Below are 14,494 nucleotides of genomic sequence, written 5' to 3'. Positions count from 1 at the left end.
CCCCCGTGGAGCAGCTCCCCGTCCGCTGGCCCGAGGCCCACCGCCGGCCTTCGCCGCTGTCGATCCAGGGCTCAGACGGCCGGCTCGGCCGCCATCGCCGGGGCGTCCACCCGGTCGGCCTTCTTGTCCCGCATGACCAGGGTGGCGACGACGGCGGCCACGAGGACGCCGATCGCGCTGATGGTGAGAGTGGTCGACATCGAGGAGGTGAAGGCCTCCCGGGCGGCGCGGACCAGGGCGGGGTCGCCGTCGGAGGCGGCCAGGGCGTCGCCGATCGAGCGCTTGGCCTGCTCGGAGCTGCCGGCCGGCATCTCCCGGCCGAACCGGCTGGAGAGCAGGGAGCCGAGGATCGCGATGCCGAGCGCGGTACCGGCCTGCTGGATGGTGTCGTTCAGCGCCGACCCGACCCCCGCCTTGTCGGTGGGGATGGTGCCCATCAGGGCGCCGACGGCGGCCGGCATCGCCAGGCCGGCACCGAGGCCGAGCAGGCCGAGGGCGACGGCCGGGACGGTGAAGCCGCTGTCGGCGGAGACGGTGGTCAGCAGACCGAAGGCGGCGGCCATGATCAGCATGCCGACGAGGACGAGGGGGCGGTTGCCGATCTTCGCGACGAGCCCGGCACCGGCGCCGTTGCCGATCAGCGCGGCGACGGCCAGCGGCACGAACGCGAGGCCCGCCTTGACCGGGGAGTAGCCGAGGACGAACTGCAGGTACTGGGTGAGGACGAGGAGCAGACCGCCGTTGCCGATCTGAACGAGGGTCAGCGAGAGCGAGCCGCCGCTGAAGTTGCGGTGCTTGAACAGGACCAGCGGGACCATCGGGGCGTCGGTGACGTTCTCCCAGACCACGAACCCGACCAGGGCGACGACGGCGACGACCAGGGTGACGAGGGAGCGGCCGCCGAAGGCGCCGTGCTGCGGGATCTCGATGATCCACCAGATCAGGGCGGTCATACCGGCGGCGGACAGCACCGCGCCCAGCGGGTCCGGCTTCTGCCAGGGGCCCTTGGACTCCGGCATCAGGGTCAGGGCGGCGGCGACGGCGAGGGCGACGACCGGGACGTTGATGAAGAAGATCGAGTGCCAGGAGAAGTGGTCGATCAGGACGCCGCCGAGCACCGGGCTGCCGACCAGGCCGAGCATCGACACCGACCCCCAGGCCGCCATCGCCTTGCCGCGCTCGTCCTCCTCGAAGACGGTGATCAGGATCGAGAGCGTGGACGGCATGATCAGCGCACCGCCGACGCCCATCGCGATCCGGGCCGCGATGACCTCACCGGGGCTGGTGCAGTAGGTCGCGGCCAGCGAGGCGGCTCCGAAGAGCAGCAGGCCGACGACCATCACCTTGCGGCGGCCGAACCGGTCGCCGAGGCTGCCGGAGGTGAGCAGGAGCCCGGCGAACACCAGGACGTAGGAGTCCAGGATCCACTGGATGTCCTGGGTGCCGGCACCGATCGACTCGGTCATCGACGGGACGGCGACGGTGAGCGCCATGCTGTCGATGACCAGGACCAGCGTGCTGAGGCAGAGCACGACGAGGATCCACCAACGGCGTGGGTTGCGGGCTTCCATGATGTTCCCCTCCGAGATGCGCACGCTGTTCGTTCGCTGCGCACACTGTACGCAGAGAGGAACAGTGTGCGCAACCATGTGCGCCTGTACGCTGGGCGCGCACGGCGTACGCAGGACAGTCCGCGAAGAGGAGGACCTCATGGCCGCCAAGGCGAACCCGATCCCGTCCGTATGGGCGCGGCAGCAGCGCGAGGCCGAGCAACCCGCGCTCAGCCGGGTGGCGATCGTCCGCGAGGCGGTGACGATGCTGGACGCCGACGGCGTCGAGGCGCTCAGCATGCGCAAGCTCGGCGCCCGCCTGAACGCGGGCGCGACCTCCCTCTACCGGCACGTGGCCACCAAGGACGAGCTGATGGAGCTGGCGGTGGACGAGGCGTTCGGCGAGATGACCGCGCCGCCCGGCGGCAACCCCGACTGGCGGGCCGCCGTCACCACCGCCGCCGAGTCCTTCCGCACGACGACGCTGCGCCACCCCTGGCTGGCCACCGTCCTCGGCCAGGCCGGCCTCGCCTACCTGGGCCCCAACCTGATGGCCTACTCGGAGCGGATGGCCGCCCTGTTCACCGCCGCCGGCTTCCCCGAGCCGTCCCGGGCGATCGAGACCGTACTCTCGTACGTGATCGGCATGAGTACGACGGAGGCGGCCTGGCTGACCACCATCGCCCGCTCCGGCGTGAGCGAGGCCGAGTTCATCGCGCGCCTGCTGCCCGCCGCCAAGGAGGCCGTCGCCGACACCGAACACCTCGCCACCGCGTACGACGCCGCCCTGGACGTCGACCCGGTGGAGCTGCGCGACTCCAAGTTCCACTACGGCCTGGAGGTCGTCCTGGACGGTCTGGCCCTGCGCCTGCCGCGCGCGTAGCGGACACGGGGACGGACCGCGGGGCGGGGGCGGCAGGAAGCGGCCAGGCCCGACTCCCCCGGCGCCGCCACCTGCGGCGTCGGGCCGCGCCCCCGGGCCGGCCTCCCGAAGCCCTGGCGACAAAGTCGGGAAGGGTTCGTATCCTCGGCCGCATGACACTCTTCCGGATCCGCAGGATTGCATCAACTCTCGCGTTAACAATCGGAGTTGGGCTCGCCATGATCAGCACCCCGGCCTCCGCCGCGACCACCTACGGCCACACCTACACGGTGGACCGGCACACGGCCGGGAACGGCGACACGCTGACCGTCACCATCACCCTGACGAACACCGAGTCCACCGACCTCTCCTTCGCCTACGAGTTCCTCCAGCCCAACTGGCCGCTGAACCAGAGCCACGGCCTCATCCAGGTGACCGGCTGCGGCGGGGACGTCGCCGACTGCACGTTCGGCGAACTGACCGCCGCGTTCCACCCCCGCCTGCCGATCGCGCCGGGCGACACCCGGACGATGACCATGACGGTGAAGATCATCGAGCGCACGCCGGGCGGCGGGCAGCTGCTCGTCAACTGGGCCCCGTACAGCTACTACGAGTACGGCCCCAACAACCCCCAGCTGCAGCGGGAGTACTACGGCTACGGGTACGGCCCCGAGCTGGAGACCCTGGTCACCTACTAACCAGGAGCCGTCCGGCCGAGCAGGTGACGATCACACGCCGTGCCCGTTGCCCCGGGCACCGTCACCGCGACCGCTCCCGTCATCCGGCTCCGCGCACGGGCGCCCGGACGGCTCCGCCCGGTACTCCGGTGAGAGTTCTCCCCCGGGCCCCGCTCACCAGGTCACGGGCAGTGACCGCATCCCGTAGATGAACGACTCGGTACGGAACTCGCGCTCGCCGGCCGGCCGCAGCCCCGGCAGCCGGCGGAACAGCGTCTCCAGGGCGATCTGGAGTTCGGCGCGGGCCAGTGGCTGGCCCAGGCACTGGTGCACGCCGAAGCCGAACGCCAGCTGCCGCCGGGCGTCCCGGTAAAGGTCCAGCTCGTCCGTCGCCCGACGGCCGGCGCCGCCGAACACCGCCTCGTCCCGGTTGGCGGTGGAGAGCATCGCCATCACGCCCTCCCCGGCCCGGACGGTGACGCCGCCCAGCTCCACGTCCTCCAGCGCCACCCGGGGCAGGCCGGTGTGCACGATGGTCAGCAGCCGCAACAGCTCCTCCACCGCGCCCGGCAGGGTGGCCGGGTCGGCCAGGCCGGGGATCTGCTCGGGGTGCTCCAGCAGCAGCGCGGTCGACAGCGCGATCATGTTCGCGGTCGTCTCGTGCCCGGCGACCAGCAGCAGCACACCCATGGCGGCCGCCTCGTCCGGGGTCAGGTCGTCCCGCGCCGCGAGCCGGCTGAGGACGTCGTCCTCCGGCTGTGCGCGCTTGCGGGCCGTCAGGTCGCGCAGGTACTCGAAGACCCCCTCCTGGGCCTCCCGGAGCTGCTCCACGGTGCTCTCCCGGCTGAGCATCGTGCGGCTCAGGCCCTGGAAGCGGTCGTGGTCCTCGTACGGCACGCCGAGCAGCAGGCAGATCACCAGCGAGGGCACCGGCAGCGCGAAGTCGGTGACCAGGTCGGCCGTGGTCCGGCCCGCGGTCATCCGGTCCAGTGCCCCGTCCACGATCCGCTGGATCTCCGGACGCAGCTCCTCCACCCGCTTGACCAGGAACTCCCCGGTGAGCATGCGGCGCTGGCGGGCGTGCTCGGGGTCGTCGAGCCGCAGGAAGTCCGGATTGTCGGTGATCAGCTCGCGGGCGCCGGCGACCAGCAGCGGGAAGGACGGGTGGCGTATGTCGGCACTGAACCGACGGTCGGACAGCACGGTGCGGACCTCGGCGAAGCCGGTGACCAGCCAGCAGAGGTCGCCGTCGGGCAGCTCGGCCCTGGTCACCGGCCCGGTGGCGGCGGCCTCGGGGTACGCGGGCGGCGGGCCGAACGGGCAGCCGCCGGAGTGCCGGGCCGGCAGTGGGAGGACGGGGGTGGTGGGTGCGGTGGTCAAGGCGGGGGTCTCCTCGCGTCGCGGGTGTTCTCGTGGGGTCCGGGGCCCGGGAGGTTCCCGGCGGCCCGCGCGGCCGGCGGCCGGGTCCGTCAGGCCCCGGTCCGCGCGGGCTCGTCCCCGGTGACGGTGATCGCCCGACCCGGGCAGAGTTCGGAGGCGAGCCTGACGTCATCGAACTGCTCGGGCAGCAGGACGGTCTGACGGAGCACCACGAGACTGTCCCGGCCGTCCTGGTCGAAGACCGCGGGGGCGTTGATCACGCACATGCCGGAGCTGCAGCAACGGTCCCGGTCGACGCTCACCTGCATGTCGGGCACCTTTCGCCAGGGCGCCGCCGGCTGCCCGGCGGCCGCCGCTCGTTGTCACGGTCAACCTAGCCGTCGCTGGTCCGTTCACGGAGGGGTACGGTGGCCGGATCGAGAATGGCCGATTCGGTCCCTGTGCGTGAACCCCCGTTGCGGTCCAATGCGTTGCCACTCGCGGCACTTCGCCGGGCGGGTCGGCGGACCGGGCCGCGCGGACGGCCCCGACGACTTCCGGACGGCCCCGACGACTTCACTCCGGCTTGAGCTCGAACCAGACCACCTTGCCGATCCGGCCGGGGCCGCGGGGGTGGGCGCCCCAGGCGGTGGCGAGGGCCGCGACCAGTTCCAGGCCGCGGCCGCTCTCGTCCTCGGGGCCGGCCCGCCGGGGCTCGGGCAGGTCCGGATCGGCGTCCGCGACCTCGACCCGGAGCACGCCGCACCCGGTGACGCCGAACCGGACGCCGATCAGGCGGTCGCGCGGCGCGAGGGCGTGGCGGCAGGCGTTGGTGACCAGCTCGCTGAGGAGGAGCAGGGCGGTCTCGGTGGTGTCGTCGGGGACCCGCCAGGAGTAGGCCTGGCGCAGGAGTTGGTGACGGGCACGGCCGACGCTGCGGGGGTGGCGGGGGAACATCCACTCGATGTCGACGGGGTGAGTGATCATCAGTGTCCTTGGCATGGATAGGCCTTGGCGTCACCCGCAGGGGCGGAGTTCGGCCATTTCACGGTCCAGAATTCGGCGACCAGGCATAACCTCAGGAGTTACGCCAGGGGTACAGAGAGCCGTGACTCGCTGGCTGACCGTGAAATGGGGGGCAGGAGATGAGCGCACCGACACAGCCACCGATGGCTTGGAAGTACTGCGGAGACCAGATCAAGCGATGGCGCGCTCAAGCAGGCGTGACGAGGGAACAGTTGAGCACCGCGGCCAGTTACGACATCGAGAGTGTTCGATCGATGGAGGCAGGACGTCGGAAGCCCTCCTTCAAGCTGCTCGCGACAGCGGATGAGCTGTGCAGCGCGAGGGGCCTCCTCCTCGGGGCATACGAGTTCTTGATCCCGGAACGGCTCCCCGCCAGAACGGACGCCTACAGAACGGTGGAAGACGAAGCCATCGCCCTGTACTCCTACGAGCCTCTCTACATCCCGGGCCTGCTACAGACAGAGGAGTATGCGCGGGCGACTCTGAGCTACACGATCCCACCGGTGGATGACCGAACCGTCGAGGACCGCATCACCGCTCGACTGGATCGCCAGGCCAAGCTGGCACGGGCGACCGTGCTGTTCAGCTTCACGATCTACGAGGCCGCCCTCAAAACCCTCATGGGCGGAAGCCAGACGATGAAGCGGCAGCTTCATCACCTCCTGGACATGAGGCAACAGCGCAACGTGCGTGTTCAGATCCTGACCTTCGAGCACGGGCCCCCCTCGTGCCTCTCTGGATCAATGATCCTCATGGAGACGGCCAATCATGAGCAGTTTGCATATGTGGAGACGCATGAAACGAACGCGCTTCACTCCGATCCCAAAATCGTAAGCATGCTCAGCCAACGACAGGCGATGATCCGCGCACAAGCACTCAGCGTTGAGGATTCCGCAGAGTTCATCAGGAAGGCAGCAGAGCAGCTATGACCAGCACCCGCACCCGCTCATGGCACCGGTCCAGCTACAGCGACTACGAGGGCGGCAACTGCGTCGAGGTCGCCGCCTCACCCCGCACCGTCCACGTCCGCGACTCCAAGGACAAGGCCGGGCCGCAGCTCTGCTTCTCCCCCGCCGCCTGGGCCGCCTTCCTCGCCTTCGCGCCCGAAGCTCAGGCCCCGGCGGTCGAGTGACTCCCTGAAGGAATGGGTGGGTAGCCCCTACCCACCCACCCTCCCAAGTACTGCCCCGGCCAGCCCATATGACTTATCGTCACCGATCGCCACGGCGCGCGCACGCCGTGTAGCGTGCGCACCAACGAATCAACCCCCGCCGGTGCGACAACACCGACGGGGGTCTGACCGGCACGATCGAAAGCAGTCGATCCTGTGGCTACCCACGACTTTAGCGCTGACCTGCCCTCGATGGCGTCTCCTGGCTACGGAAAGCGTTCCGCGCCGGACCAAAAGCCCCACCGCGCCCAGGACTTCGCACACCTGCCCGGCCGTGAGGCGTATCTCGCCAGTCTGATCGACCGGCTGCCCGAGGGCGCCGCGATGGACGCCAAGACCCTCGCCCGCGAGCAGCCCCACTACGGCCAGCAGGCCGTCCGCACCGCCCTCAACCGCCTCTCCGCCGCCGGACATCTGCGCCGGGTCCGCGAGCGTGTCGACGGCGACCGCACCCAGTGGGTGTTCCGCACCTACTTCTCCCGGACGGCCCGGGACGACGCCTGGTGGTCCCGGTTCCTGACCGGCGGCGACACCGACACCGGCGGCGACGCCGACCCCGACCCCGCCCCGGAGCAGGTCCCCCCGGAGGGCCGTCCGCACTCCCGGGCGGACCGGTCACCCGCCCACCGGGCCCTCGCCACCCTCGGGTTGACCGAACCCCGGCTCGCCCTCTCCGCCCGCGAGTGCGACTCCCTCGAACCGCTCGCCGCCCAGTGGCTCGCGCGCGGGGTCGGTACCGCCCACCTCGTCACCGCCCTCACCGCCGGTCTCCCGCCCACCGTGCACAGCCCGGCCGCCCTCGTCCGCCGCCGACTGGTCGACAAGTTGCCGCCCGAGCGCCCCCGGGAGCCCGCGCCGACCTCCGCCACCACTCGGATCCCGGAGTGCACCGACTGCCGCACCCCGAGCCGCCCGGGGGCCCTCCTCGGCGGCCTCTGCCGGGCCTGCCGCCCGGGGGCCGCGACCGCGCCGCCGCCCGCCCGGCTCTCCCCCCAAGCAGTGCACCGGCACGCGGCCCGGGTGCGCGGCGCGGTCCGCGCCGCCGGCCGCCCCAACCGGTCCGCGCCGCAGGACCTTTGATTCCCCCTTCACCTCCGCCCGCCTACACTGCCGATCAGCACACGATCAGAGCGGGGGTGGGCGGCGTTGAACACACGGGAGTGGTCCTTCTACGAGGGCGCGGACGGCTCGACGCCGCTGGTCAAGGACCTGCAGAAGGCCAGGCTCGCCACCCACGAGCGGGCCCGGCTGTTCGTCCTGATGAACCGGGTCAAGGAGCGGCAGACCCTGCCTGGGGACGTCAAGGACCTCGGCAACGACCTCCTGGAGGTCCGGCTCACCGGCGATCACCGCACCTTCCGCCTGCTCTTCGCGGAGGAGTCCGAGGGGCTGGTGCTGCTCGCCCTGTCGTTCTTCCAGAAGAAGTCCCAGAAGACCCCGGCGAACGAGCGCGGCGCCGCCGAGCGGCGGCTCAGGGACTGGCGCAGCAGGCCGAAGGTCGGCTGAGTTCCCGGTTCGCGATATCGGTTTCGGGCGATAATGTGAGAGCACCCTGAGGGAAGGCGGCCATGGCACCCACGTTGCACGATCTGCTCGACCTCGACCCGGAGGATCCCCGCGTCGCCGCGAGCCTGGACGACGCCCAGGCCTACGCCGAACTCGTGGAGACGCTGGTCGTGGCCCGCAAGAAGCGCGGCCTGACCCAGCGCGACGTGGCGGAGCTGATGGGCACCTCGCAGTCGACGATCTCCGAGTTCGAGCGGGTGGGCGGCGACGCCCGCTACTCGACCCTCCAGCGCTACGCCCGCGCGGTGGACGCCCGGCTGTACACCATGGTCGACCACACCGCCGCCGACCTGGCCCCCGCCTGGAAGCCCGCGCCGGTGGCGGTGCAGGTCCGGGTGGCCGTCCGGGAGCGGGCGCCCCAGGGCCGTCCGACGGCCTGGGGCGACGACGCCCAGCGGTCGGTGACCGTCTGATGGCCGGCGCGCCCACCCGCCGCGCGGTCCGGCGGTTCAGCAACCTCGACGAGCTCACCGCCGCCACCGAGCTGGAGGACGTCTCCTTCCTGGAGGTGTCCGGTCGCCGCCTCTTCGACCAGCAGGAGCCCCGCACCGAGGCCGACGCCCGCACCACGCTCTCGGTCTGGCTCCGCGAGGGCGACGACGGGACCACCCTGGAGGTCCGGTGTCGGCTCGAACTGGGGAGCGTCCAGGCGGACTTCGTGGTGGACGCGGCGGCCGCGTTCGTCCTCGGCACGCCGTTCGAGCTGTCGGCCGAGCTGCAGCAGCAGTTCGTCGACCGGATCGGTGTGACGGTGCTCTACCCGTTCCTGCGGGAGGCGCTCCAGGGCAGCGCGGCGAAGCTCGGTGTCGACACCCCGCTGCTCTCGCTGCGCGGGCCCGGCCAGAGCACCTGACGACTGCCGGCGGAGCGCTCGACCAGACCGCCGTCACACCGCCTACACCACTCGCGCATGAATAATCTCAGGCAGCAGCGTTAACCTATGCAAAATCCAAAGGTGAACTAGGTTACAAACCTTGAAATCAAAGCCAACCGGTTTGCCCACATGCTGAGATCCATGCGATAGTCGAGATGTCCGACGGCGGGCGTCAACGAATCGCCGAGGGCACACAAGACTACGGCCCGCCCGACCCGGCAAGGCCGTCACCCATCGCGCGGGCACGCACCCCCTTGGCCGGCGCGATGACTTGCAGGGGCCCCCACGCACCGGACCACGGTGGATCGGGGGCCCTGCGTGTTTTCCGGCCGCGTACGCCAGTGGACCACCGCGAAGCCGCCGCGGGAGCGGCCCCCCGGAAGCCGGCCCGCCTCAGTGCCGCTCGCGCACCTTCAGCTCGAACCAGACGCCCTTGCCGCGCGGCAGCAGATCGGCGCCCCAGCGGTCGGCGAGATCGTCGACGATCTTGAGCCCGCGCCCGTACTCGTTGATCGGCAGCGGCTCGGCCAGGATCAGGCAGGGCAGTGCCCGCGAGGAGTCCCGCACCTCGATCCGCAGCCAGCCCGGCTTGCGCGACACCTGGAGCCCGATGGTCCGCCCGGCCGCGTGCCGCACCGCGTTGGCCACCAGTTCGCTGGTGAGCAGCTCGCCGACCTCCAACTGCTGGTGCAGCTCCCAGGACTCCAGCACCGAGAGCACCAGCCGCCGGGCCACCGGCCCGGACTCCGGCCGGGACGGCAACCGCATCTCGCCCGGCGTCGACTGGTCGCACAGTCTGCCGTAGTACATCCGCTCCAGCTCCTCGGAGCTGAGCCGCTCCAAGGCCGCCAGCGCGTCCTGGAAACACATCCACGATGCGTCAGCGACCAAGCTGGACCCAGGAAGTGATGACTGATCTGTTTCGCCCCAACCCGCCATGCGGTCCATCATTGCGGAACGCAAGCGGCCGCGTACGGACAATGAACAAACGATCACTACCCGCTCGGCATATGCCGCGTGCAACCCGGGCCGGGCCGGCGTCAAGCCCGGGTTGCCGCGAACCGGCTCCTACCAGGCACTCCAGTCCAGGTTCCAGCCGCTGAGACCGTTGTCCGGAGCCACCTTGCCGCGCGAGGAATTCTGTACGGTGACGATGTCGCCGACCAGCGAGCCGTCGTAGAAGGTGCCCGCCGAGGTGCCGCTGCCGCCGCCCTTCACGTCCTTGAGGCCGACGCAGCCGTGGCTGACGTTGTCCTCGCCGAAGGCGTCGCTCCAGTAGTTGCCGTGCACGTACGTGCCGGACGTGGTCAGCCGCATCGAGTGCGGCACCTGGAGGTCGTACGGGGCCCCGGTCATCCCGGGCATGCTGCTGGACTGCATCCGCACCACGCCCTCCTTGGACATCACGACCATGGTGCCGTTCCAGGTCGGGTGCTCCGGCGAGCCGGAGGTGATCTCGATGACGGAGCTCTTGCCGTCGTTGACCACCGTCATCAGGTGCGTCTTGGCGTCAACCGACGAGATCTGCGATCGCCCGATCGTGAAGGGCTCGTCCCGGTCCACGCCGCCGTAGACGCCGGGGGCGATCTCCACGTTCTTCAGCCGGTAGTGGACGGTGACCTTGGTGCCCGGCTTCCAGTAGGCCTCCGGGCGGAAGTCCAGCCGGCGGTCGCCGAACCAGTGGCCCTTCACCACGGTGCCGTTGTCGGACTCGAAGGTGATGCCCTGGGCGACGGCGTCCTTGTTCTTCACGTCCTTGTCGAAGTCGACCGAGACGATCATGCCGACGCCGTAGGTGGTGTTGTCCTCGACGTTGTCGCTCGCCTTCGCCTCGCGCTCGGGCGTCAGCGTCGTGAAGCCGCTGTCCGCCGTGGCGACGACGCCGTTGGCGTCCGCCGCCATCGCGCTCACCTGGTAGGCGGTGCCGACCGCGAGGCCGGCGGACGGCACCCAGCTGGCGCCGTCGGCGGCGATCGCCCCGGCAACCTCCTTGCCGCTCTTGTCGCTCACCTTGACCGTGGTGAGCTTTCCGCCCGCCACCGCGACCTTGAGCGCGCCGCTCGGGGCGACGTCCACCGCGCCGTTCTTCGGCTGGATGTCCAGCACCGCCGCCGACACCTTCGGCGTCGCGGCGGCCGGTGCAGTGGCCGCCCCGGAGGCCGGTGCCGAGGCGCTCGACGCGGCCCCCGCGGCCGCGCCACCCGCCAGCTCCGCCTTGGCCGCGCTGCCGCCGCCCCCGCCACCGCCGCACGCGCTGGTCAGGACGAGCGCACCGCCCATCAGACCGGCGGAAACCACTGTGCGTATCGACCTCATGTCGACTCCCCTCCCGTTGATCCCGCACGATCACGACGGGACTCGACAGATACACGCGGCAATCACCGGAAAGGTTGCGCCATTCGGGCGGCTTTCGCGCGGGAACGACGATCGGCCCGCCCCCAACGAGTGAGGATCGGGCCGGTCGTCGTCGTACCGGGAGTACCGGGGCTACCGCGGGGTAGGGCCTACCAGTTGGCCCAGGCGATGTTCCAGCCGCTGAGCCCGTTGTCGGGCGCGACCGTCTTCTCCTTGGAGTTCACGATCTTGACCACGTCACCGATCATCGAATCGTTGAAGAACTTGCCCGCCACCGAGGCGTCGCTGCCCTCCTTGGTGTCCTGCATCGAGATGCAGCCGTGGCTGGCGTTGGTCTTGCCGAACGGGTTCGCCCAGTAGTTGCCGTGCACGAAGGTGCCGGAGTTGGTCAGCCGCATCGCGTGCGGGACGTCCGGGATGTCGTACTCGCCGCCGAGGCCGACGGTCTGCGAGTTCATCCGGGTGACCTTCTCCTTGCTGGAGATCACCATCACGCCGTTCCAGGACGGGTTCTTCTCGTCGCCGAGGGTCACCGGCACGGTGTGCGGCTGGCCGTCCCGGACCACCGTCATCTGGTGCGTCGCGGAGTCGGCGGTGGAGACCTGGGAGCGGCCGATGGTGAACGGCTCGTCCTTGTCCACGTCGCCGTAGATGCCCGGGGCGACCTCGACGTTCTTCAGCCGGTACTTGATGGTGACCTTGGTACCGGGCTTCCAGTACTCGGCCGGGCGGAAGTCCAGCCGCCGGGCGCCGAACCAGTGGCCCTTGATCTCGGTGGCGCCGTCGGCCGTCTCGAAGGTGATCCCCTTCACGACGGCTTCCTTGTTCTTCACGTCCTTGTTGAAGACCACCGAGACGATCATGCCGACGCCGTAGGTGGCGTTGTCGGTGATGTTGTCGTTGGTGGAGATCTTCTTCTCGGGCGTCAGCGTGGTGAACGAGGTGGTGGACGCGGCCACCAGCCCCTCGGCGTCCTTGGCCTGCGCGCTCACCTTGTAGACCATGCCGACGGCGAGCGGCGCGCTGGGCTTCCAGCCGGTGCCGTCGGCCGTCATCGCCCCGGCGACCGGCTTGCCCTCCTTGTCGGTCACGTCGACCGCGGTCAGCGTGCCGCCGGCGACGGAGACGTTGAGCGCGTTGGTCGGCGAGACGTCCTGCGCGCCGTCCTTCGGGTCGACGGTCAGTACGGCGGCCGAGGTCTTCGGTGCCGCCGAGCTCTGGCCCGCCGCCGGAGTGCCCCCGGCACCCGCCGTCGCGGCCGCGTCCCCGCCGCCGCTCCCCCCGTCGCCGCTCTTGTCGTCCCCACAGGCCGCGGTGAGCAGCAGCACCCCGCCCATCGCGAGCGCGACCGCAGTGCGGCGCATCCGACGGCTGGTGGTGGTGGTGCGTATCGCGGCGTCGGCCGCCCTAACCGGCTTCACGGTTTCTCCCCTCCCGGTGTCCATCCAGATGGACGCGCGTCTGCCCGGACGGGTTGCACCGGACCGGCGATCTTTCGCACCGGACTTCGGCGCGGCAAGCAGGATAGCTGGGCCGAATGAGTGAATCCGGAGGGACGTGCGGCGGATCACAGGTGGAACAACGGTGAAGATCTTCGGTGCGGGACCGCCCCGGGGGCCGCCCCGAGGACCGCACCCGGGGGTCAGCGGTCGACGGCGCCGCCGGCGGTCCACTGGGCCCAGGACAGGTTCCAGCCGTTGAGCCCGTTGCTCGGCGGGACGACGTCCCCGGTGGTGGCCCTGACCTCGATCACGTCCCCGGGGATGGAGTGCTCGAACAGCCAGCCCGCCGGGCTCTCCTTGCTCGCCCCGCCCTTGGCGTCGGCCAGGCCGATGCAGCCGTGGCTGGTGTTGGCCGTCCCGAACACCCCCGGGTCGGCCCAGTAGTTGCCGTGGATGAAGGTGCCCGAGGTGGTCAGCCGCATCGCGTGCGGGACGTCCTTGATGTCGTACTCGTCGCCCATCCCGACGGTCTGCGAGTTCATCCTGGTCACCCGGTACTTCTCGGAGACCACCAGCACGCCCCGATAGGTGGTGTGCTTCGGGTCCCCACCGGACACCTTGAGCGTGCGCACCACCTTGCCGCCCTCGCCGGCCCGGACGGTGAGGGTGTGGGCGTCCAGGTCCACCGTGGAGACCTGGGCCCGCCCGATGGTGAACCGGACGTCCTTGGCCTGGGTGCCGAACTCGCCCGGCGCGCCCTGCACGTCCTTGAGCCGCAGCGCCACCGCGACCTTGGTGCCGGCCGCCCAGTACGCCCTCGGCCGGATGTCCAGCCGCTGGTTGCCGAACCAGTGCGCGGCCAGCTCGACCGGCGGGTCGGCCGTCACCGTGACCGCCTTCTCGACGGCCGCCCGGTCGGTGATCGGCCGGCTGAAGCGCAGCGAGACCGGCATGCCGACGCCGACCGTGGAGCCGTCCTCCGGGGTGAAGAAGGCGACGAAGGTGTGCGCCCGGGCCACCGTCGAGAACGCGGTGTGCTGGTTCGCCCGCTGCCCCTGCTCGTCCTCGGCCACCGAGTCCAGCGTGTACGCGGTGCCGAGCGGCAGCGGGCCGTCCGGCATCCAGGTCGCGCCGTCGTCGGCGACGGTGCCGGGCACCTCGGTGCCCTTGGCGTCGGCCAGCCGGACGGAGAGCAGCCGCCCCTGGGCCACCGAGACCCGGACCGGGCCGTCCGGCGGGACGTCCTGGGCGCCGTCGGCGGGCAGCGCGGTGATCGCCGCGCGGGACGGGGGCGGCGGGGCCGTGTGTCCCGGGGTCGCCGCGTCCTCGCCCGGTCCGGGCGCCGTACCGCCCCCGCCACCGCCGCACCCCGTCAGCACGGCCAGGCACCAGCCCAGCGCCGCCGCACGCCGTGCCCAAACCCGTACTCGGGGCCTCATTCCGGGGCCTCCCGCCGTTTCCGTCCGATACCCCGGACAACGAGGGTAATCCCGACAGGACACGCGGACGCCCGGGTGAATCTCACCCCGGCGGCCCACCGGGGCCGGCGGGCGCCCGCCGCGCACACCCGGTCGCCCCGCCCCCGGCCGCCATCCGCCGGTAAGCCGTCGTT

Annotated in this window: 16 protein-coding genes; 8 read left to right on the top strand and 8 right to left on the bottom strand. The window is 71.0% G+C overall.

All coding sequences use genetic code 11. The features are described 5' to 3' along the window. Positions 1-71: 71 nt before the first annotated feature. The gene (locus tag ACFXHB_RS29710; RefSeq protein ID WP_380577768.1) at positions 72-1,571 is read right to left on the bottom strand and encodes an MFS transporter; all 1,500 of its coding nucleotides are present in this window, start codon (positions 1,569-1,571) and stop codon (positions 72-74) included. Positions 1,572-1,710: 139 nt separating this feature from the next. On the opposite strand from ACFXHB_RS29710, the gene ACFXHB_RS29705 reads away from it, so the two are divergent. Both ACFXHB_RS29705 and ACFXHB_RS29700 read left to right on the top strand, forming a co-directional pair. After that, on the top strand, positions 1,711-2,433 hold the full coding sequence (locus ACFXHB_RS29705) for a TetR/AcrR family transcriptional regulator C-terminal domain-containing protein (RefSeq protein ID WP_380577767.1): 723 nt from the start codon (positions 1,711-1,713) through the stop codon (positions 2,431-2,433). 218 nt (positions 2,434-2,651) lie between these two features. Beyond that, complete coding sequence (locus ACFXHB_RS29700; protein ID WP_380577766.1) at positions 2,652-3,110, top strand: hypothetical protein; 459 nt, start codon at positions 2,652-2,654, stop codon at positions 3,108-3,110. Positions 3,111-3,263: 153 nt separating this feature from the next. Here ACFXHB_RS29700 and ACFXHB_RS29695 read toward each other — a convergent pair whose 3' ends face one another. The 3 genes from ACFXHB_RS29695 to ACFXHB_RS29685 form a co-directional block, all read right to left on the bottom strand. Then, the gene (locus ACFXHB_RS29695; protein ID WP_380577765.1) at positions 3,264-4,469 is read right to left on the bottom strand and encodes a cytochrome P450; all 1,206 of its coding nucleotides are present in this window, start codon (positions 4,467-4,469) and stop codon (positions 3,264-3,266) included. A gap of 89 nt (positions 4,470-4,558) precedes the next feature. Beyond that, positions 4,559-4,777, bottom strand: coding sequence for a ferredoxin (locus ACFXHB_RS29690; protein WP_380577764.1), 219 nt, complete (start codon positions 4,775-4,777; stop codon positions 4,559-4,561). A gap of 247 nt (positions 4,778-5,024) precedes the next feature. Continuing rightward, positions 5,025-5,435, bottom strand: coding sequence for an ATP-binding protein (locus ACFXHB_RS29685; RefSeq protein ID WP_380577763.1), 411 nt, complete (start codon positions 5,433-5,435; stop codon positions 5,025-5,027). A 182-nt stretch (positions 5,436-5,617) separates the two neighbouring features. Here ACFXHB_RS29685 and ACFXHB_RS29680 point away from each other — a divergent pair, with 182 nt between their 5' ends. From ACFXHB_RS29680 to ACFXHB_RS29655, 6 genes are all read left to right on the top strand, one after another. After that, positions 5,618-6,403: a helix-turn-helix transcriptional regulator gene (locus ACFXHB_RS29680; protein ID WP_380577762.1), complete on the top strand. Its 786-nt coding sequence runs from the start codon at positions 5,618-5,620 to the stop codon at positions 6,401-6,403. After that, positions 6,400-6,606: a DUF397 domain-containing protein gene (locus ACFXHB_RS29675; RefSeq protein WP_380577761.1), complete on the top strand. Its 207-nt coding sequence runs from the start codon at positions 6,400-6,402 to the stop codon at positions 6,604-6,606. The genes ACFXHB_RS29680 and ACFXHB_RS29675 overlap by 4 nt, the downstream gene beginning before the upstream one ends. Before the next feature lie 231 nt (positions 6,607-6,837). Then, positions 6,838-7,725 (top strand): hypothetical protein, encoded by an 888-nt coding sequence (locus ACFXHB_RS29670; protein ID WP_380577760.1) that lies wholly within the window; start codon positions 6,838-6,840, stop codon positions 7,723-7,725. Positions 7,726-7,791: 66 nt separating this feature from the next. Continuing rightward, a complete protein-coding gene (locus tag ACFXHB_RS29665; RefSeq protein WP_380577759.1) occupies positions 7,792-8,151 on the top strand; it encodes a type II toxin-antitoxin system RelE/ParE family toxin in 360 nt (119 codons plus the stop codon). A gap of 62 nt (positions 8,152-8,213) precedes the next feature. After that, the gene (locus ACFXHB_RS29660) at positions 8,214-8,624 is read left to right on the top strand and encodes a helix-turn-helix domain-containing protein (protein ID WP_380577758.1); all 411 of its coding nucleotides are present in this window, start codon (positions 8,214-8,216) and stop codon (positions 8,622-8,624) included. Next, positions 8,624-9,064 carry a hypothetical protein gene (locus tag ACFXHB_RS29655; protein WP_380577757.1) on the top strand — a complete coding sequence of 147 codons (441 nt, stop codon included), beginning with the start codon at positions 8,624-8,626 and terminating at the stop codon, positions 9,062-9,064. Before ACFXHB_RS29660 ends, ACFXHB_RS29655 begins: the two co-directional genes overlap by 1 nt. 414 nt (positions 9,065-9,478) lie before the next feature. On the opposite strand, the gene ACFXHB_RS29650 is transcribed toward ACFXHB_RS29655, so the two are convergent. The 4 genes from ACFXHB_RS29650 to ACFXHB_RS29635 all read right to left on the bottom strand — a co-directional run bounded on the left by ACFXHB_RS29650 (position 9,479) and on the right by ACFXHB_RS29635 (position 14,321). Next, on the bottom strand, positions 9,479-9,955 hold the full coding sequence (locus ACFXHB_RS29650) for an ATP-binding protein (RefSeq protein WP_380577756.1): 477 nt from the start codon (positions 9,953-9,955) through the stop codon (positions 9,479-9,481). 198 nt (positions 9,956-10,153) lie between these two features. Beyond that, positions 10,154-11,401 carry an Ig-like domain-containing protein gene (locus tag ACFXHB_RS29645; RefSeq protein WP_380577755.1) on the bottom strand — a complete coding sequence of 416 codons (1,248 nt, stop codon included), beginning with the start codon at positions 11,399-11,401 and terminating at the stop codon, positions 10,154-10,156. Positions 11,402-11,589: 188 nt separating this feature from the next. Next, positions 11,590-12,861 (bottom strand): Ig-like domain-containing protein, encoded by a 1,272-nt coding sequence (locus ACFXHB_RS29640; protein ID WP_380577754.1) that lies wholly within the window; start codon positions 12,859-12,861, stop codon positions 11,590-11,592. A gap of 221 nt (positions 12,862-13,082) precedes the next feature. Then, entirely contained in the window at positions 13,083-14,321 is a 1,239-nt protein-coding gene (locus ACFXHB_RS29635; RefSeq protein WP_380577753.1) for an Ig-like domain-containing protein, read from the bottom strand. Between the last annotated feature and the right edge of the window lie 173 nt (positions 14,322-14,494).

The sequence above is a fragment of the Kitasatospora sp. NPDC059327 genome, assembly GCF_042752535.1.
In the GTDB taxonomy this organism is placed as follows: Bacteria; Actinomycetota; Actinomycetes; order Streptomycetales; family Streptomycetaceae; genus Kitasatospora.
This window is presented reverse-complemented; position numbering and strand designations above follow the sequence as displayed.